A 25,961-nucleotide genomic window follows, 5' to 3' on the forward strand; every position below is an offset into this window, starting at 1 on the left:
AGAAAATAGGTCATTATGGTGGCATGCGTGTTGCGATCGTGGCTGAATCCTTCCTTCCCAATGTCAATGGTGTGACCAACTCAGTGCTGCGCGTTTTGGAGCATCTGCACGAGACGGGGCAGGAGGCCATTGTTATCGCGCCGGGCGCCCGCGAAGGCCAAGAGGAAATTCCGGACTACCTCGGATTCCCCATCTACCGCGTGCCCACCGTGCGCGTGCCGCTGGTGGATTCGCTTCCGGTGGGAGTTCCTACAACGGCGGTGGATGAGGCGCTGCGTGATTTCAAGCCGGATATCATCCACCTAGCCAGCCCCTTCGTACTCGGCGCGGCAGGTGCCTTCTCCGCCCGTCAGCAACGCGTGCCGGCCGTGGCGCTGTACCAGACTGACGTCGCCGGTTTCGCCACCAAATACCATGCTTCCGCGCTGGCCTATGGCGTCTGGGAGTGGCTGCGCACCATCCACAACTCCTGCCAGATGACCCTGGCACCGTCCTCGCTGACCATCCGGGATCTGGAAAAGCACCACATTAAAAACGTGCGCCATTGGGGACGCGGCGTGAATGCGGAGCTTTTCCACCCATCCAAGCGCTCTGCTGAGCTGCGCCGCAGCTGGGAGCCGAGCGGCACGAAGAATATCGTCGGCTTCGTTGGGCGTTTGGCTGCGGAAAAGGGTGTGCACCGGTTATCGGCGCTCAATGGACGCGAAGATATCCAGCTGGTCATCGTGGGCGATGGGCCGGAGCGGCCCCTATTGGAAGCCCAGCTTCCTGGGGCCGTGTTTACTGGCGCTCTGTCCGGCGAAGAACTAGCAGCGGCCTATGCCTCCCTGGACGTTTTTGTCCATGCCGGTGAGTTTGAGACCTTCTGCCAGTCCATCCAAGAGGCGCAGGCCTCCGGCGTGCCGACCATTGGGCCGCGTGCCGGTGGTCCGGTAGACCTCATTGAGGAGGGCTATAACGGGCTTTTGTTGGACGTGAAGACCTTTGTGGAAGACCTCCCCAATGCGGTGGATGCGCTGCTCAATCCAGAGATCCATCAGGAGATGCGCGATAATGCCCGCGAGTCCATTTCTTCCAAGACGTGGAAGGCGCTGTGCGAGCAGCTCGTGGGCTATTACGAAGAGGTGCTGGAGGATACCCGCCGGGTGCCCCTGACCATTCTGGGGCAGCGCCCGGAGCTGCCGCGGTGGGCGGCTCGTGCCCTCGGCGCCCGCGTGGCCTAAACTGATCATTTGTGTCTAAGGCAGATCTGGATAAAAAGCCCTTCGATGTGGCGCGCATGTTTGACGCCGTGGGCGAGAAGTACGACCTCACCAATACCGTCTTGTCTTTCGGGCAGGACGCGCACTGGCGCAAGCGTACCCGCGAGCGACTAAACCTACAGCCGGGGGAGAAGGTCCTCGATCTTGCGGCCGGCACCGCCGTATCCACCGTGGAATTGTCCAAGTCCGGTGCGTGGTGCGTGGCGTGCGATTTCTCCCGCGGGATGTTGGCCGCTGGCCGTGAGCGTGACGTACCCAAGGTGGCCGGCGATGGCATGAAGCTGCCGTTTGCGGATAATACTTTTGATGCGGTGACCATCTCTTATGGACTGCGCAATATCCACGACTTTGAGCTCGGGCTGCGTGAAATGGCGCGCGTGACCAAGCCAGGCGGGCGTCTAGCGGTGGCGGAATTTTCCACCCCGGTGGTGCCGATTTTTGGCACCGTGTACAAGGAATACTTAATGCGCCTGTTGCCGCCGGTGGCGCGCGTGGTTTCTTCTAATCCGGATGCCTATATCTACCTCGCGGAGTCCATTCGTGCATGGCCGGGGCAAGAGGAGCTCGCGGCGGCTATCAATCGCAATGGCTGGGCCGAGGCTGGTTGGCAGAACCTTACCTTTGGCATCGTGGCGCTGCACTCGGCGGTCAAGCCCGCCTAGGTGCGGGCCTGGGCCCACGCCTAGAGACATGAGGGGGACGGGGACCAAGCCGCGGTGGAATCCCACAGGGGAGTATCGCGGCGGAGAGACGATACGGTGCGGCCAGCAGCGCGCCAGGTGCGCGCGATAAGGTCGCGGTCATCGTCAGTAATGAGGTTTCCCATCAGGCGAGCGGCGGCCGGCATGAGCATGCGGCCGATGGGCCCGCGCAGGGCCAGCGGACCGGCAATCGGGAGGAACTGCGGGTAGGTCAAAAGGCGCGCGGCCGTGCGGGCGAGGAGGAAGGATTCGCCGTAATGTTCGCGCAGGACGGCTGGCCAGGCGAGGGTGAAATCCTTTGGGCCGAGTAGATCCACGGCAAGCGCGGCAGTCTCCAAGCCATAATCGATGCCTTCGCCGTTGAGGGGGTTGATGCAGGCGGCGGCATCGCCGATGAGCATCCAATTGGCACCGGCCACGTTGGAAACAGCGCCGCCCATGGGCAGTAGAGCAGAGGTGACGTGTTCAATCCCCCCTAGTCCCCACTCGGGGCGCTGCTGGGCGGCGTAGAACTCGAGCAGCTTCTTGGTGTTGATCTTGGCGGGGCGCTGCGCGGTCGAGAGCGCGCCAAGGCCGATGTTGACCTGGCCGAGCTCAAGGCCGAGCGGGAAGATCCACCCGTAGCCCGGCTGCACCTCGCCGTCTTCGTCTTTAAGCTCCACGTGGGAGTGCATCCAGGGCTCATCGGCATGCGTGGAAGAAGCATAGGAGCGTGCGGCGATTCCATAGACTTCCTCGCGGTGCCAGGTGCGGCCAAGTTTCTTGCCAAAGGTAGAGCGCACGCCATCGGCCACAATGACCCACGTGGCGTGTACGGTGGCTTCGCCCACGCGGAAAGACGTCACGCGGTTTCCTTCGAGCATGGGATCGGTAGCGGGGGTGCCGGTGATAAGGGTGGCGCCGGCGTCTACGGCGGCGTCGACAAGCAGGGCATCAAAGCGATAGCGTGGCAGGGCCGTACCCACCTGGGAAGGGTAGGTCTTCGGCCACGGCGCGGTAATATCGCCGCCGTATCCGTGCAGCTTCAGGCCGCGATTGCGGTAGGAGGCGTTGACCTTAAGGCCCAGCTCGTCGAGCTGATGCATCGCGCGCGGTGTGAGACCGTCACCGCAGGTTTTATCGCGGGGAAACGTCGCGGAATCAATAAGGAGGGTGTCAAAGCCCGCGCGTGCGGCGTGAATCGCGGCGGCGGCTCCGGCAGGTCCAGCGCCAATGATGGCGACCTCGACATAGGTTTGGGAATCGATCTGCTCCGACATGAGGACTATCATTGCATGAGTTCGCCCCCTCGAGTGTGTTTAGGGGCGCGGATTGGACTACGGTAGGTAATCGATTATCTCTGGCTTTTAGTTGCAAGGAACACTATTTAATGACTCACGGTCAATCGCATGCCACGCACGTGGATCTTGGTGATCCGCAGCTCAACGAGCGCATTGGTGCGGGCATGGAAGCAGTAGAAGACAAGCTGCGCAGTGAAATCGACCGCGGCCAGGACTTCTTAAAGGATAAGGTCAGCCACCTGTCCAAGGCCGGTGGCAAGCGCTTTCGCCCTATGATGGCGCTATTGGCCTCCGAGTATGGTTCGCGTCCGGGCTGCGAAGAGGTTGTTAAGGCCGCCACCGTCGTGGAGATGGTGCACGTGGCCACTCTTTATCATGACGATGTCATGGATGAGGCAGACCGCCGTAGGGGCGTGGAATCCGCGAATTCGCGGTGGAATAATTCCGTGGCCATCCTCGCCGGCGATGCGCTCTTGGCGCATGCCTCCCGCCTGATGAGCGAGCTGGATACCCACACCGTAGGCCACTTTGCCGATACCTTTGAAGAGCTGGTTACCGGCCAGATGCGCGAGACCATCGGCGCGGGCGAGGCTAATGCCGTGGAGCACTATACGGCGGTTATCCGCGAAAAGACCGCCGTGCTCATTGCCTCTGCGGGCTACTTGGGCGCCTATCACTCCGGTGCCTCGGCCGAGCATGCCGCAGCCCTGCACCGCATTGGTGGTGCCATCGGCATGATCTTCCAGATTGTGGACGATGTCATCGACATCTTCTCCGACCCTAAGGAATCCGGCAAGACCCCGGGCACGGACCTGCGCGAGGGCGTATTTACCTTGCCGGTTCTCTATGCCTTGGAAGAAGAGGGTGAGGTGGGCGATAAGCTGCGTGAGCTGCTCACTGGGCCGCTGCATTCCGACGCCGAGGTGGAGCGTGCCATTGAGCTCCTGCGCCAATCTGGCGGCCGACAGAAGGCGCTGGAGGACATCACTGCCTACTTGCGCGTGGTAGAGGAGCAGCTCGCCGTGCTGCCGGAGAATTCGGCCAGCCAGGCCCTGCGCCAATTGGCGGATTACACTGTGCGCCGCGTGGGCTAGCTGCTTGGCGACGCCCTCCTCTATCGTCTTTTCCCCTTATGTGCTGGCGATTTGTAGGTAGGTGGGTGGTTCGTAGTAAAGTACTTACTCGCACCACACAGTGCATGCCAGGTTGCCCGAGCGGCCAAAGGGAGCGGACTGTAAATCCGCCGGCATTGCCTTCAGAAGTTCGAATCTTCTACCTGGCACAGAATGAACCCCGCAAGCAGATGCTTGCGGGGTTTCGTCGTACCTGCAGTCGTGAGACGGGTGCTACCGGCAGGGCTCCTGTCTGCGGGACCTTTGAGCCCTGTGGAACACCGCATAGGCACCGATGAGGGATACAGCTAGGAATATCCCAGCGGCCGTGAAGTAGAAAAATCCATTTCCTAACCTACGAGAAATATCCGGCAATGAGGTGGAATCCGATCCCGCCAGGGCCTTGGCAACGTATACCGCATTCAAACCGCCAATGAAATAGCCGAGGCAGAGCAATGATGAAATACCAACTGCAATCTTTAGCAGAACTGTTAAGGATGAATGGCGGGGTTCTGTAATCTTTAACTCCTCTCATTTTGGCCTTCAGGACCAGCAAACTACACCTTCCTAAGGTGCTGTGTACAAACAGGCGTGCTCGGTAGCCATACCATCAGTCACAGAAAGTCACTGTAGAGATGAAGGTATGAGGTTTAGCGATAGGATATGGGATATGAAGAAGATCCGAACGATGCTGGACGGGGTAAACGAGATTCACCTATTTCAAAGCCAGCGAGTAGCGCAGGCAGCGCAGCAAGCGCATCTGCGCAATCGGACTCGCAGTTATCGGGCGCACCGGAAAATAAACGCAGCGATTTCCCACCAGTTGGAGGAGCGCTCCCTGGCGTAAATAGACTTTCTAACCTTGACGACCAAATTGCTGTGTGGGCGCATCAGGGGCCAACTCCGCATCCACAGATAATCAAACAGCACAATGACATTCAGCCGGGCGCAGGCGATCGGATTATGGAGGACGCTCATGCAGATATTGTCCTCGATAGGAAAGTTACAGCAGAATCTTTCGAGTACGCGATATTTGAATCAAAAGTACGGCTCTTTACGGCCGTAGGTGTCATTTTCGGCGCGCTCATCCTTATACCGGCGATACTCGTTCTTTTTGACCCACCGGAATCGATAGTTGGTACTGCGGCGGTGGGCCTGGCGGCAGCAAGCCCACTAGTCCGCACCCTCATTGGCCCTAAGCAATCTCAGAAGGACCAGTTAGAGAGCGTGGAGCGGGGAGGGGTTTAAATCTCGAAGTAGGCGCGCAGGTCGGCCGCAATAGCATCGAGGCGGTCGGCGTCGGGGGACTCGAGGTAGCACTTGAGCTTCGGTTCCGTGCCGGAGGGGCGAACGATGACGCGGTCATCGTTGTCCGTGAAGAACTTGGATCCTTGGGCGAATTTCTCTACCTTCGCCACGGGCGAGCCAGCCAGTTCGGTGGGCGGGGTAGATGCGACCTTATCCATCGCTTGAGCGATGATGCTGAGGTCATCCACACGGAAGGTCAGCGGTTGGGTATACAGGGCCCCAACGGCGGCATAGATGCCCTCCAAGCGCTCCAGCAGGGTGGTTCCTGCGGCCTTGCACTCGGCCGCGAGGCTGGCGAGCACTACGGAGGTAGCGATGCCGTCCTTGTCACGGACAGCGGTGGGATCGGGGCAGAATCCAATGGCTTCCTCGTAGCCAAAGGCGAGATCCGGGGTTCGTGCGATCCACTTGAAGCCGGTCAGCGTCTCCTCGTGGCCGAGGCCGTAGTGCGCGGCGATGCGCCCGAGCAGGCGGGAGGAGACGAGGGAATTGGCAAAATTGCCGGTCGCCCCGCGGCGGGCCAGATAGTCGCCCAAAAGGGCACCGGTTTCATCGCCGGTGAGCTGGCGCCAGGAGCCAGAAGCAGTAGGTACGGCGGCGGCGCAGCGGTCGGCGTCGGGGTCATAAGCGATAAGGATATCGGCGCCGATCTCCTCAGCGTGGCGGATACCCAGATCAAGGGCGCCGGGCTCTTCCGGGTTGGGGAAGGAGACGGTGGGGAAATCCGGATCCGGTTGGGTCTGCTCAGGAACTAGCGAGACGCGGAAGCCACAGCGGGTGAGAAGTTCTTTGCCCAAGGCAGCACCAACGCCGTGCATGGCCGTGAGCGCGATGGTGACATCGGAGCTTTCGCCTACGAGTTGTGCCGCGCGGTCGAGGTAGTCGGCGCGGGTATCGACGTTCTCGACATTCGCCGCAGAAAGCGGGATTTCATCGGCATGAGGTGCCGCGGCGATGGCTTCCGCGATTTCGGCATCGGCGGGTGAGATAAGCTGCACGCCTTCCGCAGGGCCGGTGGCGATGCGGCCGCCCAAGTACACCTTGTAGCCATTATCGGCCGGCGGGTTATGTGAGGCGGTAACCATGATGCCAGCATCCGCCTTGAGCTTGCGTACCGTGAAAGCGGTCAGCGGGGTGGGGTTTTGTGCGGGCAGAACCAGGGCCCGGCCGCCGGCCGCGGAGATGACCTGAGCCGCATCGCGCTGGAATTGCGCGGAGCCGTGACGGGCATCGCACCCAATGGCCACGACTGGGGTATCGACCTGCTGCTTGAGCCATGTGATGAGCCCGTAGGTGGTGCGGATGACCACGGCGCGGTTCATGCGGGACTCACCCGGGCCCACGGCGGCGCGCAGGCCCGCGGTGCCAAAGGCCAGGGGGCCGGCGAAGGCGGAGGCGAGCTCAGCGGTATTGCCCTCCTCAATCCAGGTGTTTACCCGGCGGGCTGTATCCGGATCAGGGTCGTGCTCGGCCCACGTACGGGCGTAGTCATAATCTACGGCGGCGTTCGACATGGACTAGAGCTCCTCGAGGATCTTGGCGGAGGAGGACAGGCCCAAGCGGGTCGCGCCAGCCTCAATCATGGCTAGGGCGTCCTGTGCGGTACGGATGCCGCCAGAGGCTTTCACGCCTAACTTATCGCCTACGGTCTCGCGCATGAGCTTTACGGCATGTACAGAGGCACCGCCGGCCGGGTGGAAACCAGTGGAGGTCTTGACAAAGTCCGCCTGGGCGGCTGCAGCGGCCTTGCAGGCGAGGACAATGGCGTCTTCGGAAAGCGCGGCGGATTCAATGATGACCTTGAGAACCTTGCCCGGGATGGCATCGCGCACGGCCTGGATTTCGGCCTGCAGATCCTCGGCGCGGCCCTCAATGGCTAGCGGGATATTGATGACCATGTCCACCTCTTCGGCGCCATCGGCAACCGCGCGGGCTGCCTCAGCGGCCTTGATCTCCGGCTTTACGGCACCGGAGGGAAAGCCGACGACGGTGGCAATGTGCAGGGAGTCAGGAACCTCGATGGGCAAGGCGGAGGGGGAAACGCATACGGAGTAGGTGCCCAGCTCGGCTGCCTCATTTACCAGGGCGCGGAATTGTTCCGGGGTGGCCTCCGGCTTGAGCAGGGTGTGATCGATGATGGATGCAACGTCGGTGCGGGAAGTCATAATTTTCTCCTTAACGGGCTGGGCGGGATTCGGAACGGGCCATCTTGAGGTCAGAAACTACGTATAGGGCAATGCCAATAGCAGCCACGGCGGCCAGGATCCACAGCACGGTGTTATAGCTGGCGAGGTCCTGCAGCTTGGCGGTATAGGCAATGCCCAGCGGGATGGCGATATTGATGGTCAGGTTATAAAAACCAATGGCGATGCCGGACTTGACGGCGCTGATATTGCGCAGCGCGGTATTAACCAGCGGCGCGTACATCAGTGAAAAGCCGGAGGCGAAGGCCACGATGGCTGCGATGAGAATAGCGACGTGGAGTTGCACAAAAAGCGCGGCCATCACCAGTGCGCCGGCAACTAAGGCGAAGGCGGTGTAGATGGTGGCGCGGGAGGATAAAACGGTGCCGATCTTTCCGGAGAAGATGCCGATGAGGATGGCGCAGATATAGCCCGGGATCATCAACAGGGAGGCTTTATCGATATTCATGCCGTGCAGGTCATGCGCCGCAAAAGGCAGCAAGAAGATGAAGCCCATCTGGGTGGAATAGACGAAGAAGACCATGAGGATGGTCCACACGTAGCGGCCGTTGGTGAAAAACTCCGGGGTGACCACGGGATACTTGGCGTGGCCGATGTGGTAAACAAAGCCCACCACGCCGAGGACAGCCACGATGAGATATACCCAGTCGAACTCCTGCATGAATAAGGTCAGGCCAGTGGCAAAGACGGCGATGAAAAATAGGCCGAGCACATCGAGGTGTCCCTCCACGGCCTCATCTTCTGGCACCAGCTTGATGATTGGTGGGATGGTCAGAATGAGGATGAGCGGGATGAGGAACATCGCCGTCCACGAGACATAGGTGGAAATAAAGCCAGAGGTCAACGCGCCGATGAGCAGGCCGGCTTGGAAGGCGGCGGTGGAAAAGCCCAGGTAGGTCTTTTGATCGGCCTCGCTCAAGTGCTTGGTCACGTAAATGACATAAAGCGTCTCCGCGGCGGCGAGGCCGGCGGTTTGAATGAGGCGACCGGCCAGCACCATGGGCCAGAAGCTAGAAAAGGCGAAGGCTAAGATCGATCCCACGGCAATGAGGACGACGCCGGTGAGCATGAGCTTGCGGATGGAAATGGAATCCGCCAGCGCGGCATAGACCACGGCGCCGATGCCGATGATGACGCCGGCGAGGGAAGCCTGCAGGGAGGCGGTCTTAACGGAAAGGTCGAGCGCCTGGGCAATCGGCATGGTCATCGTCTTAAAGCCGTTATCAATAACCAATGAGAAGACGAAGACGAAGAGCAGGATGGGGACGGCAACCTTGGGGTTTACCGCGGAGCCTGGCCGCTTGTCCTGCGGGGAAGCAGAAGTAGTAGAAGTAGTCACGGGGAAGGCGTCCTTTTAGTCGAGCGCGTTAAGCGGCAGCGCGAGTTCAATCATGGTGCGGAAAGCGGTTTGGCGTTCTTCGGCGGAAAGCTTGGTACCGTGCACGAGGTTGTCGGATACGGTGAAAAGCCCCAGCGCGTCGACGCCGGCTTCGGCCGCGGTGGCATAAAGCGCTGCGGATTCCATCTCTACGCCGAGCACGCCCATGTGCGCCCAGCGTTCGTTGACGGATTGGTCAAAGTTATAAAAGATATCCGAGCTCAAGATATTGCCCACGTGAATGTGTGCCTGCTGCTTCTCGGATTCATCCACCAAAGCCTTGAGGAGCTTCCACGAGGCGGTCGGAGCGTAGCTGCCCGGCAGGTTGTACTGGCTCAAGAAATTGGAATCGGTGGAGGCGGAGGAGGCGACGATGACATCGTGTAGCTCGATGTCTTCCTGCATAGCGCCGATGGAACCGACGCGGATGAGCTTCTTTACGCCGTAGTTGTGGATGAGCTCCCAGGAGTAGATGCCGATGGAGGGAATACCCATGCCGGTGCCCATGACCGAAACGGGGTTGCCTTTATAGGTGCCGGTAAACCCCAGCATATTGCGCACGCCGTTGAACTGGACGGTGTCTTCCAGGAAGTTTTCGGCGATGAATTGTGCGCGCAGTGGGTCGCCGGGCAGCAAGATGGTTTCTGCAATGGGCGCGCCCTGCGGGTTGATGTGTGGGGTGGCAATATCGGTAGCGGACATAGCTTCGCTCCTCGGTATGGGGTGGGGGATTTTATAGACCAAGCTTAAACCCTCAGGACCCCGAGTCAATGGCCGTATTTGCGGCTGGTCAACAACTGTGGAGAGCCTCACTGGACTCAGCCACCAGCATCCGTGCCGAGGTCACTGCACGCAGTAAGCATTGCCACGCTTGCCGACGCCCCTTTTCCCACACCCCCCAATCCACATGCCTTCGCACGGCTGCCGGTACACGGTAAAAAGCGTGGCCGAGCAGTCCGCAGCGGTGGACTGCCATGCCGTTTCTCTAACAGCATTCAAAAGGTGCGAAAAGGCCTCACAAGGTCTATGCATTTTTACGCTCTGACGTGGCGATTTGTGTAAAACGTTGCAAGCAGGTTAGATTATTGGAGTCCGCAACGGAGAGCACAACGAAATAGCGATGTGTTCAACGCTAGGATGTGCCCCCTTAGCTCAGTCGGCAGAGCGTTTCCATGGTAAGGAAAAGGTCGACAGTTCGATTCTGTCAGGGGGCTCCATTCATGTTCGGAGGAAGAAATTCCCCAAGGTGAATATGGCGGTGTAGCTCAGTGGTAGAGCAAGCGACTCATAATCGCTGTGTCGCGAGTTCAATTCTCGCCATCGCTACCGGGAAAGAAAGGCGCCCGCAGGGCGCTTTTTTATTACCGCGCTGAAGGCTTTGCAGACCCGCCTGGTTTCAGATTGGAACTATGGCTCTGGTAAGGTCTTCAACGCTTGATGCTGAGGCATTAAGAGATAAAAGAATAGGGGCGTGGCGCAATTGGTAGCGCAACGGTCTCCAAAACCGTAGGTTGCAGGTTCGAGTCCTGTCGCCCCTGCACAGTAAACCCCGTCACTTGATTTCAGGTGGCGGGGTTTGTTCATGCCATATTTTCCCGGTCGAGCCTTGCTCGCCGCTGTGCTCGCCCAATGTATCCAAGGCCACGTCTTATAAATGCGGTGGTCAGCTTTTCATGCAGTGCAAGCTTTGCTAGGGTTGACAAAGTTATGGAGGTGCGCGTTAAGCGCCCTATTAGATTTAGTTCCCAAGGAGGGTTAGCTGTGAGCGATGAGCAGCAGCCGAAGAATTCGGGTGCACCGCGCCCGACCGGTAAGCGTCAGCTCTCTGGTGCGGCTACCACGTCCTCCGCGGATTACGCCGATAAGCACGTCGTCCGCGTAGAGGATAAGAATCACGATGACACCCCAGGTGGTGGCGTAGCCGCTTTCCCTGGCGAGGTGGCAACTGAGATGAAGAAAGTGGTGTGGCCGACCGCTAAGGAGATGCTGCAGTACACCCTCATTACCTTTGCGTTCCTCATCGTCATGACCGTTTTGGTGTGGGGCGTGGACGCTCTGGCTGGTCTCGGAGTTGAGCAGGTTCTCTCTGATTAGTAAGATAGCCGCATAATCTTTTATCCCGCTGTTTCCGCTGAAGGAACGGCGGGATACTTTTTGCCCATACGCGGGCGGGTAGGCTGGTCCTACGCAACGCGCCGAGGAATTTTTGGAGTAAGAATCATGAGCGACGAGAATAACGTCGAAACCGTAGGCACTTCCCTCGAGGAGGCTATGCAGGCCAACGTGCAGGAGCAGGCGGCAGAGCACGCTAGCTCCGTTGAAGAAGCACAGCAGGAGGACGCTACCCCAAGCGCGCCCGCAGCAGAAGAAGCAGCAGAGTCCACCGACGCCGCAGCTGAGCCTGCTGAGGCAGCCGAGGCACCGGAAACGGCAGCGGCCGACGCCGAGGGGGCGGAGGCCGAAGGAGCGGCAGAGACCGCAGCTCCAGAGGCTGGCGAGGATGAGTCCGAAGACGCCGCCTACCGCAAGCGCCTGCGTGCGTTTACCCGCGAGCTGAAGAAGCAGCCGGGCCAGTGGTACATCATTCAGTGCTACTCCGGTTACGAAAACAAGGTAAAGACCAACCTGGACATGCGTGCCCAGACCCTCGAGGTGGAGGACTCTATCTTTGAGGTTGTCGTTCCTATTGAGCAGGTGCTCGAGAACAAGGACGGCAAGAAGAAGATTGTGAAGCGCAAGCTGCTGCCGGGCTACGTCCTCGTCCGCGCCGAACTCAATGACGCCGCTTGGTCCGTCATCCGTGAAACCCCTGGTGTGACCTCCTTCGTGGGCAACGAGGGCAACGCCACCCCGGTTAAGACCCGCGATGTGGCTAAATTCCTGATGCCGAACGAAGCACCGTCCACCAAGGGCGATGCCGCCCCGAATGAGGCCGAGGGCGAGCAGGTCGTGGCCATGCCAGAAAAGGAAGTGGCAAAGAAGTACGCCCACGACTTCGAGGTAGGCGAGGCAGTGACCATCCTGTCCGGCCCGCTGGCCGCAGTCTCCGCCACCATTTCCGAGATCGACCCAGAGACCGGCAAGATGCAGGGCTTGGTATCCATCTTTGGCCGCGAGACCCCAGTGGAGTTGTCGCCGACCGAGATCGAGCGCATCTCCTAAAAGTGATTTTGTGCAGGGCGCACGGTGTTCTAAACTAGAACGCCGTGCGCCTTGGGCGTGCGTATAAGAAAAACGTTTCATCCTCCGGTGGCCCACTGAAGGTGAGCATCCGGACGGGATCCCGTTATTCATCGTGGCGGCTATCCCGGTAACACAGGAAAGAGGTAATTCGATGGCTCCTAAGAAGAAGGTATCTGGCTTCATCAAGCTGCAGATCGAGGCAGGCGCCGCTAACCCGGCACCGCCAGTTGGCCCGGCACTGGGTGCCCACGGCGTCAACATCATGGAGTTCTGCAAGGCTTATAACGCCGCTACCGAGAACCAGCGTGGCAACGTGGTTCCGGTTGAGATCACCGTCTACGAGGACCGTTCCTTCGACTTCAAGCTGAAGACCCCGCCGGCAGCTAAGCTGCTGCTGAAGGCCGCTGGCATCAAGAAGGGCTCCGGCGTTCCACACACCGACAAGGTCGGCTCTGTGTCTTGGGACCAGTGCAAGGAAATCGCAGAGACCAAGTTTGCGGACCTGAACGCACGTGACATCGAGAACGGCGCTCGCATCATCGCCGGTACCGCCCGCTCCATGGGCATCACCGTTGATGGCGCACCGGAGAAGTAAAAACTTTATGTGGTAGGGCCAGCTACGGCCCGCCGAACACCACACCAATCCAGAAAAGGAATTGTTAAATGAGCACTAAGTCTAAGGCTTATAAGGCCGCTGCGGAACTGGTAGATAAGTCCCGCCTGTACCGTCCGATCGAGGCCACCAAGCTGGCTAAGAAGACCTCCTCCAAGAACTTCGACGCCACCGTTGATGTTGTCTTCCGTTTGGGCGTTGACCCGCGCAAGGCTGACCAGCTGGTTCGCGGCACCGTTTCCCTGCCTAATGGCACCGGTAAGGACGTTCGCGTTGCTGTCTTCGCTGAGGGCGAGAAGGCTACCGCCGCTCAGGAAGCTGGCGCTGACATCGTCGGCACCGCTGAACTGATCGAGCAGATCAACGAGGGCAACATCGACTTCGACGTTGCTATCGCAACCCCGGATCAGATGGCCAAGGTTGGCCGCGTTGCCCGCGTCTTGGGCCCACGTGGTCTGATGCCGAACCCGAAGACCGGCACCGTTACCGCAGACGTTGCTAAGGCAATCTCTGAGGTTAAGGGCGGCAAGATCTCCTTCCGCGTTGATAAGGCTGCTAACCTGCACGCCATCATCGGTAAGGCTTCCTTCGATGCTGAGAAGCTGGCTGAGAACTACGGCGCACTCATGGATGAGATCCAGCGCCTGAAGCCTTCTTCCGCTAAGGGCATTTACATCAAGCGCGCTACCATCTCCACCACCTCCGGCCCGGGCATCCCGGTTGACGGTTCCGTGGTCAAGGATTACACCGCTTAAGCAGTTCTGACGCACTGCGTTTAAGGCTAAAGGGCTTCGAGGCAATTCCTCGAAGCCCTTTTTCTATATCTCGAGCCACTAGTAGTTATGTGGCGTCAATATCGTCTGGCACCCATTCGCCGCCGTCGTAGTAGACGTTTCGAGCCAAGGGGATCTGGTGCGAAGCAGACTCGAGGATGTGCATAAAATATCCGGCCGTGTTGGGAATGGCGAGGGTATCTCCTACGGCAATGCCCGCTGGAAAGTCCATTTCGCGGCGCAGAATCACCTCGTCTTCAATGCAGTAGGCACCGACTACAAAGCCGGTACGTCGCTCGCGGGAGACCTCCTTTGCTGAACCGGCTGTAGGCACGAGGAGGGGGTCTAGCAGGATGTCATCCGCGGCGGTCCGGCACTGCGTGCGATTCATCGCCACACCGATAAGGGGCAGGCCATCAGAACGTTCTTTGAGAAAGCTCACCTCGGCGAGGATGACACCGCAGCCGTCGAGGAGGCTGCGGCCCGGTTCTAGATGGAGGGCGATGTCCCGCTCGCGCAGGGCACCACCGGCGTTGCCGTAGCCGGGGACCTCACCGGAGAGAAGTTGGTTCAGCCACTGACCGCGTGTCGGCTCCTGCCAGAAAGGATAAGTATTGGAGAGCGGATCCGATTTCCAGGTAAAGGGGGCACCGGTACCAGCTCGTTGCGCAGAGATACGTGCTGTGTAGTTTTCCCACTGCTCGCGGGATTCTAAATAGCTCATGGGCACGCCGCCGCCGATATCGATGAAATTAGCGGGTTGGTTCATTGCGCGTAGGTGCTCGACTAGAGCAATGGCCTCTGCAAGGGCGGTGCGGCGATCCGCCTCGCTATAGCCATGCAGGTGAACGTGTACACCCACCGCACGAAGATCTGCGGGCCACTCCGTTTCCTGCCATATAGGCAGCCTTTCCCCGAAGCGGGTCGGTGGTAAGGCGTCTGGATCTGGAGCAAGGCGTGGCGCTACGCGGGCGGTGGTTTCTAAAGCTCGCGCGATGGCGGCGATGCGGCCGCATTCTGCGCGAGAATCGCACGATATAGTAACGCCACGCGAAATCGCGAGGCGGAGCAAACCATCGCTTTTGATAGCAGCGCTGAGGATGATGCGCTCTGGGGCTACATCGCGCTCGAGTACTTGGCGTAGCTCGTTCTCACTGGCTACATCCACGCCGAGTCCGCTCTCGCGAGCGGCATCAACAAAGCACAGCGCCTTATTGGCTTTGCGGGCGAAAAATACCCGAGTTTTCACGTCGTGCGAAGCACCGGCGTCTAGTAGCTCTTGGGCATTGTGGCGCAGTGGCGCGGGATTGAGCACGTTCACCGGAGAGCCATAGCGCGAGGTTAGTGCGGTCACTTCTTGCGGGTTCTCCACGAGCTCTTGCAACCACCGTTCCCATCGGGCACGCAGCGGCACGGTGCCGTGGACCGGCAGTGGGGCAATGGGAGGGGTGGTCATGGGTTTCCTACTTTCTCCGCCCAGCGGGGGATGTCATCGTGTACTAAACGGTTAAGAGAGTCATGCCCGGGCAGGGAGAGCTCATTCATGCGGCCAATTTCCACCACACCAGGAACGTTATGGAAGGGGGAGGGGGTGGCTTGGGGAGCCACAGTGGCGTCGATAAGCAGGTCCACGCCGCCCTTCTCCCGCCAGGAATCTATCTGCTCAGGAGTGCCTAGATACTGGGTATCCACCACCCCGGAGTGGATGAGCTCGAGCAGGCGCCTGGCTGTGACCGGTGGCGGGCCAAAGGCCACCCGCTCGAGGGTGCGTGAGAGCTCGCGGAACCCGGGCATTGGGCCGTGCGCCTGGTGCCAATCGACGCAGTCTTGGAAGACCCCACGAAAAGCCGCGCCCACGGCCATGGCCGGAGTCAGAGGACCAGTGCCCTCGGCCGCACGTAGGGAAGCCTCGAGCTCAGCGAGCGCATCGCCGGTGAAATCCTGACCATCAATAACGGCTGTTAGTTCCGCACTAGTGAAGTCGCCGAACTCGTCTGCGGCCCCGATGAGGATCTTGCGCAAGTCTGTGGCGTTAGTGATATGCGCACAGGCCTGCCGCCACTGCGTCGAAACCTCCGGCAGCGGTGTCTCCGGAGAAGGCTTTACCTCCATAAATCGCCCGCTGCGGCTCACCGGATAAATGACCTCGGCGGTATCGCCATAAAGCAGGCATACATCGATAAAGCTTAAGGCGGCACCGCGTACGCCGACTCGCCGTGGAGCGCTAGGGAGGTCGGCGCCGAAATAAAGACCGGTGACGGGCACACGCGAAGCTTCGTGGACCAAGGAACCAGCATGCAAATGGTCGTGTCCGGTGCAGACTAGGACGTCGTCGAAAGAGGTGCCATCGACCACGAAGCCTTCTCCGTCGCTGCTCACTTCGCTCACGCGGTGCGGCAGGTGGCGGATGCGGATGTGCGCCGGCGCGCGCTGCAATGCGGCGGACCAGGTATCGGCGAGGAATTGGCCCACTTCGGCGCGCGGTGGGAAGGCATCGGTGGTGTCCCCACCGCGGCGGGCGCGCCATGCGTTGAAATTATCGTGGGCGGTGGTGACGATGGCGCAGTTGACGTTGAGGCGCCAGTGCGGCGGCTGCTGCGGGCGGTAGACAGCGCCTGCACCGGCCGGATACGGGTCGAAGACCGTGACATAAATGGGGATGCGGGCGCGCTCGATGAGTTCCTCTACGGCCCAGAGACCGCGCGGGCCGCCTCCGATGATGGCAATGCGTCGGGCAGGCTTAGGGGAAGTCACTGCGCCGTCCCTTCGCTGCGCGCGGCAAGTTCCGCAGGTGAAATGCCGAAGTTTTCGCATACCCAGGAATCGTTATAGATAGTGTCTAAGTAAGGCTGGCCGGCGTCGTGTAGCACGGCAACCACCTCCGCCCCCGCCGGCAGGGAAGGCGCGAGGCGCTGGAAGGCTGCGATAACAGCACCGCCGGAAGCACCCGGCAGCAAACCCTCGGCCCGGGCGAGCCTGCGGGCGGCCACGATGGCCTCGAGATCGGGGACCCGCTCGACGGAGGAGGGCGAAAATTTGGTGGATAGGTCGGTCACGATACCTGCGCCATAGCCGGGCAGCATGCGGGTGCCACGCTCACCGCCGAAAAGTACGGAGCCCTCTGCATCAACGCCGATTGTTTGGGTACTGGCTCCCACCTCGGAAAGTTTGCGGACACAGCCGCCAAGGGTTCCGGTGGTACTCATAGCCACGAGCACATGGCTGGGTGCCTGCCCGAGTTGATCCAGGATCTCAGTCATAGTGCCCTCCGCGTGGGCGTGAAAGGCGGCTTCATTGGAATACTGGTTGAGGTTGAAAGAATCGGGGATCTCTTCCAATAGCTCGGCCACGCGGGTGCGGCGGGCGGTAAGCCAATCGCCGGTTTCGGGATCTGGGTGGTCGAGCAATTCCACGTGTGCGCCATAGGCCCGCATGGTGGCCACCGTAGAAGCGTTGACGCGCGGATCCACCACGCAGTGGAACTTCATCCCCTGCAGTGGGGCCTGGCGAGCTAGAGCCATGCCCAGGTTGCCGGAGGAAGATTCCACCAACGTCGACCCTGGGCGGATATCGCCGGCGGCAAGGGCCGATTGGATTAGTGCTCGGGCGGTACGGTCTTTTGCAGAGCCGCCGAGGTTGAACTGTTCGAGTTTGAGATAGAGGTGGACATCCGGCCGAGGATTGATCGCCTCCACTCGCATGAGTGGGGTATTGCCGATGGGCGGGTGCGCTTGAGAATAAATCCTAGGGCTCATCATTGGCCCCATGGTAGACCTTTATTTCTGCCTCTTCCGCCGACCTAGTCCTTGATCTCCGCATAGGCGTCGAGGGCGGCTTGGCGCGATTCCTTTAGGTCCACTATGGGTGGGCCAGACAGCGCGGGTGCCCAGCGGCGCACATATTCGCCGTCGGGGTCGAAGCGCTTGGCTTGGGTTTCGGGGTTGAAGATGCGGAAAAATGGTGCGGCGTCATCGCCGCAGCCAGCCACCCACTGCCAATTGAAGGGGTTGGAGGCGGCATCGGCATCTACCAACGTATCCCAGAACCATTCCTCGCCCAGGCGCCAGTGGATACCGAGGTTCTTGGTGAGGAAGGATCCCACCACCATCCGTACGCGGTTGTGCATATAGCCGGTGGCCCATAGCTCGCGCATTCCGGCGTCGACAAGCGCAATGCCCGTCGTACCGGACTGCCAGTCTGTCAGGCGTGGGTCATCCCAGGACCAATCGAAGCGGTCGAATTTTTCCCGTACGTTTTCGGTAGCAAGGTTGGGCAGGTGGTAGAGGCGGTGCCAGGCAAAGTCGCGCCACAGTAGCTCGGAATGGAACTTGGCGCACTCCGGCTCCTCGGCCGCGGCGAACCACACTTCGCGCGGGGAGACCTCGCCGAAGCGCAGGTGGGGAGAAAGTAGAGAGGTAGCATTAAGCGCGGGGATATCGCGTTCCTTGGCGTAGTTGGCCAGATCCAGCTGGGCTAGGCGCTCCCGCGCTCCGGCTTCCCCGGGCGTCCAGTGCTCGGCCAGGGATGCGGCCCACGCCGGCTCGGTGGGCTTGGGCCAGGAACACGCAATGCTTGCCGACGCCCCCATCTCCGGCACCCCCTCCGGTTCATCGCCTGCCACTTGGGAGGAGGCGGCCTTGGAGAAGGGGGTAAAGACCTTATAGGGCTGGCCCTGGCCATTGGTGACCTCCCAGGGGTCGACCAGGGTGAAGCCGGGTGAAGAAGTGGCGGTAATGCCACGAGCAGTCAAGTTTTCCTTGACGGCGGCATCAACCTCGCGCAGCGGGCCGTGGTAGCGGCGCGTCCACGTGACGGTAGTGGCGCCGAGTTCGGCGGCTAGGCGGGGGATTTCCACGCGGGCATCACCGGCGACGCGAATGAGCTCCACGCCGTGCTCGGCGAGGTCGTGTGCAAGGGCATAAAGGGAGCGCTCGCGCCACCACGTGGTGGCGCCGCCCAGTGGGCGGGTGCCCGGATATGCCGGCTCGTCGAGCACGACGGCGATCAAGGGAACGCCTGTAAGCGAGGCGGCTTCGGCCGCGCGGCGAAGGGCCTGGTTATCGTGTAGGCGCAGGTCATCGCGAAACCACATCAGGCAGGTCATGTCGGCTATCCTACGCGGCGAAAACGGGGATTTGGAGAAACCGTTGGTGGGAAGGTAGTGTTTTCCACGAAGTTTGAACGGCCGCTTCAGGCCGAGTCAAAGTTCACCGAAGACCGTTGGTCATCCATTTGGATCGAAGGTTCTCCATCCTAGGAGGCGGCCCACGCAGGAGACACTTTGCGATTATTCGCGGCATTCTCTTATGTCGCGCGCCCTGTGCTCTTGCACGGGGCTTTTGTTATTTCGGGTAACCGAAATAAGGAAGGTCCCGGCGGAATAATAAAAGAGATGTTTTGGAAGGAGGCGAGAGACAATGGCAAACCCAAAGAACACTGCAGACCTGGCAGAGCTGAAGGAGAAGCTGGCTGGCGCTAACTCTGTTGTATTGACCGAGTACCGCGGCCTGACCGTATCCCAGCTGCAGGAGCTGCGTAACGATCTGGGATTTGACGTTGAATACTCCGTCGCCAAGAACACCCTTTTCAAGATCGCTGCCAAGGAAGCTGGCATCGAAGGTCTTGATGATTTGCTGACTGGCCCGACCGCAATTGCGTTCATCAAGGGCGAGGCAGTGGATGCTGCGAAGGTCATCACCAAGTTCGCTGATGACAACAAGGCACTCATCATCAAGGGTGGCTACATGGACGGCAACGCACTGTCTGCCGACCAGGTTGAGGCCATCGCCAAGCTGGACAACCGCGAGACCACCCTCGCAAAGCTGGCTGGCGCTATGAAGGGTTCTATGGCGAAGGCAGCCGCTCTCTTCAACGCTCCTGCAACCAAGGCTGTACGTACCGTCGCAGCCCTGCAGGACAAGAAGGAAGCAGAAGCTTAAGTCGTCACAAAAGACGCACAATTACAACACCGTGCGCGTTGCCTAATGTAGGTGCAGCGCTCACACAACACAGAAAGGACTTGCCATCATGGCTAAGCTCACCAAGGACGAGCTCATTGAAGCTTTCAAGGAAATGACCCTCATCGAACTGTCCGAATTCGTTAAGGAATTTGAAGAGGTATTCGACGTTGAGGCTGCTGCTCCGGTTGCTGCTGTTGCAGCTGGCGCTCCGGCTGAGGGCGGCGCTGGTGCCGCTGAGGAGAAGACCGAGTTCGACGTCGTTCTGACCGACGCTGGCGCTAAGAAGATTGGCGTTATTAAGGCTGTCCGCGAGATCGTCTCCGGCCTGGGCCTGAAGGAAGCTAAGGAAATGGTCGAGGGTGCTCCTAAGGCTATCCTCGAGGGCGCTTCCAAGGACGACGCTGAGGCTGCTAAGACCAAGCTGGAAGAGGCTGGCGCTTCCGTCGAGCTCAAGTAATTTCACTGAGCTTTCCGCTTTTAAATCCCCACTTCTACCGCTGCACGCGGTGGGAGCTGGGGATTTCCTCGTTTTGTGTTTGCGAGCGTAGTGCGTGGAGTGCAGCAATGGCCAATAGTGTCAAAGTATGACACCATGGCGTTGTGGAGTTTAGGAGGGTAGCTTAGAGCGTTTTCACACAGATGGTAAGGCGCCAAAGTATGTACCTCCTGAACTGCGGAAGATCCTGCGCCGCAAACTCATCATGATTGACCGGTCCGTTTCCCTAGCTGATTTAAGGATTCCACCAGCAAATCGTTTGGAGAGACTGAAAGGGCAGTGGGACGGATTTTATTCCATCCGCGTTAACGCGCAGTGAAGAGTAGTCTTTCGATGGACAGGGAAAGGAGCTGTGGACGTTGACTTCATCGATTATCACAAATGAGGGAGAGGAAGCTTCGGATATCATATCCGTTCCACACCCTGGGGAGGTTCTGCGCGAGGAGTTTCTGGAGCCGCTCGGACTTACTCAATACCGCTTAGCCAGGGATATTTTTAGCTCCAAATCCCAAATTTCAAAGCTGGTCCGTGGACGCATTGGGATTAGTGCGGAAATGGCGCTTCGTCTCTCTGCCTATTTTGGCAATTCGGCGGAGTTTTGGCTGGGACTGCAGGAAGAGTTTGATCTTTGGTGCGCGCGCCAAACCACGGATACTAGCAGTATCGTTGCTTGGAATAAGCACACTGCTTAGAAATCAATCCGGCACGGCGGGGTGGCCTGTAGAAACCAGGAATTTCCGCCAAGGGCTGTAGAATTAGCCCCCATGCTGCCCAAGTCCCGCATTTTTTCCGTCCTGCTCCTAGGCCTCGGTGTCGCGTTGATCGCCGCTGGTGTTGTGGCGCCGGCATTTTTGGATTTTTCCCCGCGGCTGCCGCTGAACCTGAAAAACAGCACCTGGACATTGCACGATGATTCCGCGGATTCCCAGCAATTGTCCAAGGATGGTTCCGCGCCGTATTCAGGCCCCATGACTTACCAGATCAACATGGATATCCAAGAGCCCTCGGACGAAGAGAAGGCTACCGTGCGCATCGGTGAGACGCGTATGCGCGGCGAGGGCGAAGGCTTAAACGACTTGAGCCAGGCCCAGGTGTGGACCTACCCGGTGGACCGCCTGAGTGGTGAAGCTATGGGGGAGGCCTCGTTGAGCCATACGCTCGCGACTCCATCAGATACGGTGACCATAGACGGCTACTGGCTCAAGTTCCCCGCGGATGCCGAAAAGACCAATTACCCAGTCTTTGACCCGACCCTGCGCAAGGCCGTCGATGCGGTCTTTGAAGAAGAAACCACGATGGATGGCCGTACGGTCTATCGCTATCACCAAGAAATTGAGCCGACGAACGTAGCGCAGCTTTATGCAGCCGATGGGAATACCACCAGCCTGCCCAAGGAGGGCGGCGGCGAGGAACAGGGGTACTTGACCCACTCCGGTAACCGTGACTTCTATGTAGACCAACAAACCGGACTCGTGGTGGGCATGGATGTAGACATCGATGACTACTACGCAGACCGCGAAGGCGTGGGGCGCGTGCGTGCCTTCGTCTTTGATAGTTCTACCTCCGAAGAGGACCAAAAAGAGCTGCTGAAGGAAGCCGCAGAATTCCCGCGCGATCGCGTGGCGGAGATTGTCCGCTGGATAGTCATTGGAGTAGGCGCGCTGCTTGCGTTACTAGGAATCATCGGTGCGCTGGGGCTATTTGGCGGAAAGAATAAGCACGCCCGCCGGTGTGGCCACCACGCGCACAACGGTGGAAGCGCGGTGCCGGTGAGCCGCTAAAAGAGCAGCTAGGAGCCTCGATCGCCGGCAGGGTTGCGGTATAGAGAGATTTTAGTGGTAGGGTGCTCACTGGTTACCGCGCGGAGTTGCGCGGTGTGGACGCGTTAGCGCCGCGGCGAGCACGAACTTGCCCCCTAGCGTGGTAGCGACACGCCCCAATAGTGGTGTGTCTTTACATGACAGGTCTTTTCCTATAAGCTATTTCGTTGCGCTGGAATCTGGATCTTCGGTGCACATTTAGCCTTTCAGGCCGGTGATGGCAAAACCGACTTGACAAGGTGATTTTGTGCATTCTGAACCCAGACACTCCACAGTAGACCGAATGCTAGAATTACCAGCGGTTTTGCGGCTCGTCGGCCAGGGCGAGCAGGCAATCCGCGTGAGGTGCTGGAAGGACCCATCTTGGCAGTCTCCCGCCAGACCAAGTCAGTGGCCAATATCCCCGGAGCCCCGAAGCGATACTCGTTTGCAAAAATTAGCGAGCCCATCGCCCTGCCGGGTCTCCTTGACGTACAACTTGATTCTTTTGCTTGGCTCGTCGGCTCGCCGGAATGGCGCGAGCGCGAGCAGGCTGCGCGTGGCGATGATGCCCGCGTAACGAGCGGCCTCGAGGACATCCTCGAAGAGCTCTCGCCGATTGAGGACTACTCGGGCAATATGTCCCTGTCCTTGTCGGAGCCGCGCTTTGAACCGGTGAAAAACACCGTGGATGAGTGCAAGGAAAAGGACATCAACTACTCCGCGCCGCTGTACGTGACCGCAGAGTTTATCAATAACGACACCCAAGAGATTAAGTCGCAGACCGTTTTCATCGGCGATTTCCCGATGATGACGGATATGGGCACGTTCATCGTGAACGGTACCGAGCGCGTCGTCGTCTCTCAGCTGGTGCGCTCCCCGGGCGTGTACTTCGATCGCTCGATCGATAAGTCCACCGAGCGTCCGCTGCACTCCGTGAAGGTTATTCCTTCCCGCGGTGCATGGTTGGAGTTCGACGTCGACAAGCGCGATACCGTCGGCGTGCGCATTGACCGCAAGCGCCGCCAGCCGGTTACCGTGCTGCTTAAGGCACTGGGCTGGAGCGAGGAGCAGATCAAGGATCGCTTCGGCTTTTCCGAGCTTATGATGTCCACCCTGGAATCTGATGGTGTGGCAAATACCGATGAGGCATTGCTGGAGATTTACCGTAAGCAGCGCCCAGGCGAGCAGCCAACCCGTGAATTGGCACAGTCCTTGCTGGATAACTCCTTCTTCCGTGCGAAGCGTTACGACCTGGCAAAGGTCGGCCGCTACAAGGTCAACCGCAAGCTGGGTCTGGGCGGCGACCACGATGGTCTGATGACCCTGACCGAGGAAGACATTGCCGTCACCCTCGAGTACCTGGTCCGCCTGCACGTAGGCGAGCGCGAGATGAAGGCGCCAAACGGCGAGATGATCTCCTTGCACACGGATGACATCGACCACTTTGGTAACCGCCGCCTGCGCACCGTAGGCGAGCTCATCCAGAATCAGGTCCGCGTGGGCCTGTCCCGTATGGAGCGCGTTGTGCGCGAGCGCATGACCACCCAGGACGCGGAGTCCATCACTCCGACCTCCCTGATTAACGTGCGCCCGGTCTCTGCTGCTATCCGCGAGTTCTTCGGCACCTCGCAGCTGTCCCAGTTCATGGACCACAACAACTCGCTGTCCGGCCTGACTCACAAGCGCCGTTTGTCCGCGCTGGGCCCGGGCGGTCTGTCCCGTGAGCGCGCCGGCATTGAGGTGCGAGACGTTCACGCTTCTCACTACGGCCGCATGTGCCCGATTGAGACTCCTGAGGGGCCGAACATTGGCCTGATTGGCGCGCTGGCTTCCTATGCCCGCGTGAATGCCTTTGGCTTCATCGAGACCCCGTACCGCAAGGTTGTGGACGGCAAGATTACCGATCAGGTGGAGTACCTCACCGCTGATGAAGAGGATCGCTTCGCTATTGCTCAGGCTGAGGTCGAGCAGGATGCAGAGGGCAACCTCACCGGCGAGCGTATTGAGGTCCGCCTAAAGGACGGCGATATTGGACTTACCGATGCCTCTGGTGTGGACTACGTTGACGTCTCCCCACGCCAGATGGTGTCCGTGGGTACCGCCATGATTCCGTTCTTGGAGCACGACGATGCTAACCGTGCCCTGATGGGTGCGAACATGCAGAAGCAGGCCGTGCCGCTGGTTCGCTCCGAGGCTCCGCTGGTAGGTACCGGCATGGAGCAGCGCGCTGCTTATGACGCTGGCGACGTTGTTATCACCCCGAAGGCCGGTGTGGTAGAAAACGTCACCGCTGATGTCATCACCATCATGGATGATGAGGGCCAGCGCGACACCTACATCCTGCGTAAGTTCGAGCGCACCAACCAGGGCACCAACTACAACCAGACCCCGCTGGTTTCTATGGGCGAGCGCGTAGAGGCCGGCCAGGTTCTGGCCGATGGTCCTGGTACCCACAATGGTGAGATGTCCCTCGGCCGCAACCTGCTGGTTGCCTTCATGCCGTGGGAAGGCCACAACTACGAGGACGCCATCATCCTCAACCAGCGCATCGTGGAAGAGGATATCTTGACCTCCGTCCACATCGAAGAGCACGAGATCGATGCTCGCGATACCAAGCTGGGCGCGGAGGAAATCACCCGCGAGATTCCGAACGTCTCTGAAGACGTCTTGAGCGATCTGGACGAGCGCGGCATCATCCGCATCGGTGCCGACGTCCGCGCCGGCGACATCCTGGTGGGTAAGGTCACCCCGAAGGGCGAGACCGAGCTGACCCCGGAGGAGCGCCTGCTGCGCGCCATCTTCGGTGAAAAGGCCCGCGAGGTTCGCGATACCTCCATGAAGGTGCCGCACGGTGAGGTAGGCAAGGTCATTGGCGTTGCCCGCTTCTCCCGCGATGATGATGACGATCTGGCCCCTGGCGTCAACGAGATGATTCGCGTCTACGTGGCCCAGAAGCGCAAGATCCAGGACGGCGATAAGATGGCCGGCCGCCACGGCAACAAGGGTGTTGTGGGCAAGATTCTGCCGCCAGAGGATATGCCGTTCATGGAAGACGGCACCCCGGTAGACATCCTGCTGAACACCCACGGTGTGCCACGTCGTATGAACATCGGCCAGGTCCTCGAGGTTCACCTGGGCTGGTTGGCACACGCCGGCTGGAAGGTTGACACCGAGGATCCGAAGAACGCCGAGCTGCTCAAGACCCTGCCGGAGGAGCTCTATGACGTTCCTGCGGATTCCTTGACCGCGACCCCGGTCTTCGACGGTGCTACCAATCACGAGATCGAGCGCCTGCTGGCTTCCTCCCGTCCTAACCGCGACGGCGATGTGCTGGTGGATGAGCACGGCAAGGCCACGCTTTTCGACGGCCGCTCGGGCGAACCGTACAAGTACCCAATTTCGGTTGGCTACATGTACATGCTCAAGCTGCACCACTTGGTCGATGAGAAGATTCACGCCCGTTCCACCGGTCCTTACTCCATGATTACCCAGCAGCCGCTGGGTGGTAAGGCCCAGTTCGGTGGCCAGCGCTTCGGCGAGATGGAGGTGTGGGCAATGCAGGCATACGGCGCTGCCTACACCCTGCAGGAGCTGCTGACCATCAAGTCCGATGACGTCGTCGGCCGCGTGAAGGTCTACGAAGCCATTGTTAAGGGCGACAATATTCCAGATCCGGGCATCCCTGAGTCCTTCAAGGTGTTGCTCAAGGAGCTGCAGTCCCTGTGCTTGAACGTGGAAGTTCTTTCCACCGACGGCACGCCGATGGAGCTGTCTGGCTCTGATGACGATGACATGGATAGCCCATCGCTTGGCATTAACCTGTCCCGCGATGAGGGCTCTTCCGCTGACATCGCCTAATTAGTTTCTTGGTCCACCGCGGGGTAAGTCC

The 25,961-nt window shown here is 59.7% G+C and carries 23 protein-coding genes and 4 tRNA genes; 18 read left to right on the forward strand and 9 right to left on the reverse strand.

The window, feature by feature from the left end; all coding sequences use genetic code 11:
* Window positions 1–23 precede the first annotated feature (23 nt).
* Both ACLI1M_RS01680 and ACLI1M_RS01685 read left to right on the forward strand, forming a co-directional pair.
* Window positions 24–1,223 (forward strand): glycosyltransferase family 4 protein, encoded by a 1,200-nt coding sequence (locus ACLI1M_RS01680; RefSeq protein ID WP_239208776.1) that lies wholly within the window; start codon window positions 24–26, stop codon window positions 1,221–1,223.
* An 11-nt stretch (window positions 1,224–1,234) separates the two neighbouring features.
* Window positions 1,235–1,924 (forward strand): demethylmenaquinone methyltransferase, encoded by a 690-nt coding sequence (locus tag ACLI1M_RS01685; RefSeq protein ID WP_023020512.1) that lies wholly within the window; start codon window positions 1,235–1,237, stop codon window positions 1,922–1,924.
* Between the two features lie 20 nt (window positions 1,925–1,944).
* On the opposite strand, the gene ACLI1M_RS01690 is transcribed toward ACLI1M_RS01685, so the two are convergent.
* Window positions 1,945–3,234 (reverse strand): geranylgeranyl reductase family protein, encoded by a 1,290-nt coding sequence (locus ACLI1M_RS01690; protein ID WP_411706642.1) that lies wholly within the window; start codon window positions 3,232–3,234, stop codon window positions 1,945–1,947.
* A gap of 98 nt (window positions 3,235–3,332) precedes the next feature.
* Here ACLI1M_RS01690 and ACLI1M_RS01695 point away from each other — a divergent pair, with 98 nt between their 5' ends.
* The 3 genes from ACLI1M_RS01695 to ACLI1M_RS01705 all read left to right on the forward strand — a co-directional run bounded on the left by ACLI1M_RS01695 (window position 3,333) and on the right by ACLI1M_RS01705 (window position 5,603).
* Entirely contained in the window at window positions 3,333–4,337 is a 1,005-nt protein-coding gene (locus ACLI1M_RS01695) for a polyprenyl synthetase family protein (RefSeq protein WP_316327557.1), read from the forward strand.
* A 106-nt stretch (window positions 4,338–4,443) separates the two neighbouring features.
* Window positions 4,444–4,525, forward strand: a tRNA-Tyr gene (locus ACLI1M_RS01700).
* 493 nt (window positions 4,526–5,018) lie between these two features.
* Window positions 5,019–5,603: a DUF2335 domain-containing protein gene (locus ACLI1M_RS01705; RefSeq protein ID WP_200288293.1), complete on the forward strand. Its 585-nt coding sequence runs from the start codon at window positions 5,019–5,021 to the stop codon at window positions 5,601–5,603.
* Here the strand turns inward: ACLI1M_RS01705 and ACLI1M_RS01710 are convergent.
* From ACLI1M_RS01710 to deoD, 4 genes are read right to left on the reverse strand one after another with little or no spacing between them, the layout of a single operon-like run.
* On the reverse strand, window positions 5,600–7,177 hold the full coding sequence (locus ACLI1M_RS01710) for a phospho-sugar mutase (RefSeq protein ID WP_248099168.1): 1,578 nt from the start codon (window positions 7,175–7,177) through the stop codon (window positions 5,600–5,602). The two genes, ACLI1M_RS01705 and ACLI1M_RS01710, sit on opposite strands and share 4 nt — an antisense overlap.
* A 3-nt stretch (window positions 7,178–7,180) precedes the next feature.
* Entirely contained in the window at window positions 7,181–7,828 is a 648-nt protein-coding gene (gene deoC, locus ACLI1M_RS01715) for a deoxyribose-phosphate aldolase (protein ID WP_239208171.1), read from the reverse strand.
* A gap of 10 nt (window positions 7,829–7,838) precedes the next feature.
* Window positions 7,839–9,206 (reverse strand): MFS transporter, encoded by a 1,368-nt coding sequence (locus tag ACLI1M_RS01720; protein WP_411706643.1) that lies wholly within the window; start codon window positions 9,204–9,206, stop codon window positions 7,839–7,841.
* Between the two features lie 15 nt (window positions 9,207–9,221).
* Window positions 9,222–9,947: a purine-nucleoside phosphorylase gene (gene deoD, locus ACLI1M_RS01725; RefSeq protein WP_200288289.1), complete on the reverse strand. Its 726-nt coding sequence runs from the start codon at window positions 9,945–9,947 to the stop codon at window positions 9,222–9,224.
* 439 nt (window positions 9,948–10,386) lie between these two features.
* On the opposite strand from deoD, the gene ACLI1M_RS01730 reads away from it, so the two are divergent.
* The 7 genes from ACLI1M_RS01730 (at window position 10,387) to rplA (ending at window position 13,796) form a co-directional block, all read left to right on the forward strand.
* Window positions 10,387–10,462: transfer RNA gene (locus tag ACLI1M_RS01730), tRNA-Thr, on the forward strand.
* A 37-nt stretch (window positions 10,463–10,499) separates the two neighbouring features.
* A tRNA-Met gene (locus ACLI1M_RS01735) sits at window positions 10,500–10,571 on the forward strand.
* Between the two features lie 139 nt (window positions 10,572–10,710).
* Window positions 10,711–10,783: transfer RNA gene (locus tag ACLI1M_RS01740), tRNA-Trp, on the forward strand.
* A 223-nt stretch (window positions 10,784–11,006) separates the two neighbouring features.
* On the forward strand, window positions 11,007–11,339 hold the full coding sequence (secE, locus tag ACLI1M_RS01745) for a preprotein translocase subunit SecE (RefSeq protein ID WP_023020522.1): 333 nt from the start codon (window positions 11,007–11,009) through the stop codon (window positions 11,337–11,339).
* Window positions 11,340–11,465: 126 nt separating this feature from the next.
* Window positions 11,466–12,407 carry a transcription termination/antitermination protein NusG gene (gene nusG, locus ACLI1M_RS01750; RefSeq protein ID WP_248099164.1) on the forward strand — a complete coding sequence of 314 codons (942 nt, stop codon included), beginning with the start codon at window positions 11,466–11,468 and terminating at the stop codon, window positions 12,405–12,407.
* A 172-nt stretch (window positions 12,408–12,579) separates the two neighbouring features.
* Entirely contained in the window at window positions 12,580–13,023 is a 444-nt protein-coding gene (gene rplK, locus ACLI1M_RS01755) for a 50S ribosomal protein L11 (protein WP_005327961.1), read from the forward strand.
* A gap of 68 nt (window positions 13,024–13,091) precedes the next feature.
* Window positions 13,092–13,796 (forward strand): 50S ribosomal protein L1, encoded by a 705-nt coding sequence (rplA, locus tag ACLI1M_RS01760; RefSeq protein ID WP_411706644.1) that lies wholly within the window; start codon window positions 13,092–13,094, stop codon window positions 13,794–13,796.
* 85 nt (window positions 13,797–13,881) lie between these two features.
* Here rplA and ACLI1M_RS01765 read toward each other — a convergent pair whose 3' ends face one another.
* Genes ACLI1M_RS01765 through ACLI1M_RS01780 form a run of 4 tightly spaced genes read right to left on the reverse strand, consistent with a single transcriptional unit; the run spans window position 13,882 to window position 18,918 of the window.
* Window positions 13,882–15,270 carry a Y4yA family PLP-dependent enzyme gene (locus ACLI1M_RS01765; protein ID WP_248099162.1) on the reverse strand — a complete coding sequence of 463 codons (1,389 nt, stop codon included), beginning with the start codon at window positions 15,268–15,270 and terminating at the stop codon, window positions 13,882–13,884.
* Window positions 15,267–16,568: an FAD/NAD(P)-binding protein gene (locus ACLI1M_RS01770; RefSeq protein ID WP_248099160.1), complete on the reverse strand. Its 1,302-nt coding sequence runs from the start codon at window positions 16,566–16,568 to the stop codon at window positions 15,267–15,269. The genes ACLI1M_RS01765 and ACLI1M_RS01770 overlap by 4 nt, the downstream gene beginning before the upstream one ends.
* The gene (locus tag ACLI1M_RS01775; RefSeq protein ID WP_248099159.1) at window positions 16,565–17,581 is read right to left on the reverse strand and encodes a pyridoxal-phosphate dependent enzyme; all 1,017 of its coding nucleotides are present in this window, start codon (window positions 17,579–17,581) and stop codon (window positions 16,565–16,567) included. The genes ACLI1M_RS01770 and ACLI1M_RS01775 overlap by 4 nt, the downstream gene beginning before the upstream one ends.
* Window positions 17,582–17,613: 32 nt before the next feature.
* Entirely contained in the window at window positions 17,614–18,918 is a 1,305-nt protein-coding gene (locus ACLI1M_RS01780) for a cryptochrome/photolyase family protein (RefSeq protein WP_248099158.1), read from the reverse strand.
* Between the two features lie 313 nt (window positions 18,919–19,231).
* Here ACLI1M_RS01780 and rplJ point away from each other — a divergent pair, with 313 nt between their 5' ends.
* From rplJ to ACLI1M_RS01810, 6 genes are all read left to right on the forward strand, one after another.
* Window positions 19,232–19,753, forward strand: coding sequence for a 50S ribosomal protein L10 (gene rplJ, locus ACLI1M_RS01785; RefSeq protein ID WP_005322886.1), 522 nt, complete (start codon window positions 19,232–19,234; stop codon window positions 19,751–19,753).
* 88 nt (window positions 19,754–19,841) lie between these two features.
* Window positions 19,842–20,231 carry a 50S ribosomal protein L7/L12 gene (rplL, locus tag ACLI1M_RS01790; RefSeq protein ID WP_005322882.1) on the forward strand — a complete coding sequence of 130 codons (390 nt, stop codon included), beginning with the start codon at window positions 19,842–19,844 and terminating at the stop codon, window positions 20,229–20,231.
* Between the two features lie 214 nt (window positions 20,232–20,445).
* Window positions 20,446–20,589 carry a type II toxin-antitoxin system RelE/ParE family toxin gene (locus ACLI1M_RS01795; RefSeq protein WP_248099380.1) on the forward strand — a complete coding sequence of 48 codons (144 nt, stop codon included), beginning with the start codon at window positions 20,446–20,448 and terminating at the stop codon, window positions 20,587–20,589.
* A gap of 40 nt (window positions 20,590–20,629) precedes the next feature.
* Entirely contained in the window at window positions 20,630–20,962 is a 333-nt protein-coding gene (locus ACLI1M_RS01800; protein WP_023020529.1) for a HigA family addiction module antitoxin, read from the forward strand.
* A 72-nt stretch (window positions 20,963–21,034) separates the two neighbouring features.
* Window positions 21,035–22,051, forward strand: a complete 1,017-nt coding sequence (locus tag ACLI1M_RS01805; protein ID WP_248099157.1) for a DUF3068 domain-containing protein — start codon at window positions 21,035–21,037, stop codon at window positions 22,049–22,051.
* A 384-nt stretch (window positions 22,052–22,435) separates the two neighbouring features.
* The gene (locus tag ACLI1M_RS01810; protein WP_200288281.1) at window positions 22,436–25,930 is read left to right on the forward strand and encodes a DNA-directed RNA polymerase subunit beta; all 3,495 of its coding nucleotides are present in this window, start codon (window positions 22,436–22,438) and stop codon (window positions 25,928–25,930) included.
* Window positions 25,931–25,961: the final 31 nt, after the last annotated feature.

Source organism: Corynebacterium sp. LaCa54 (assembly GCF_046717495.1).
GTDB classification, from domain to species: domain Bacteria; phylum Actinomycetota; class Actinomycetes; order Mycobacteriales; family Mycobacteriaceae; genus Corynebacterium; species Corynebacterium kefirresidentii.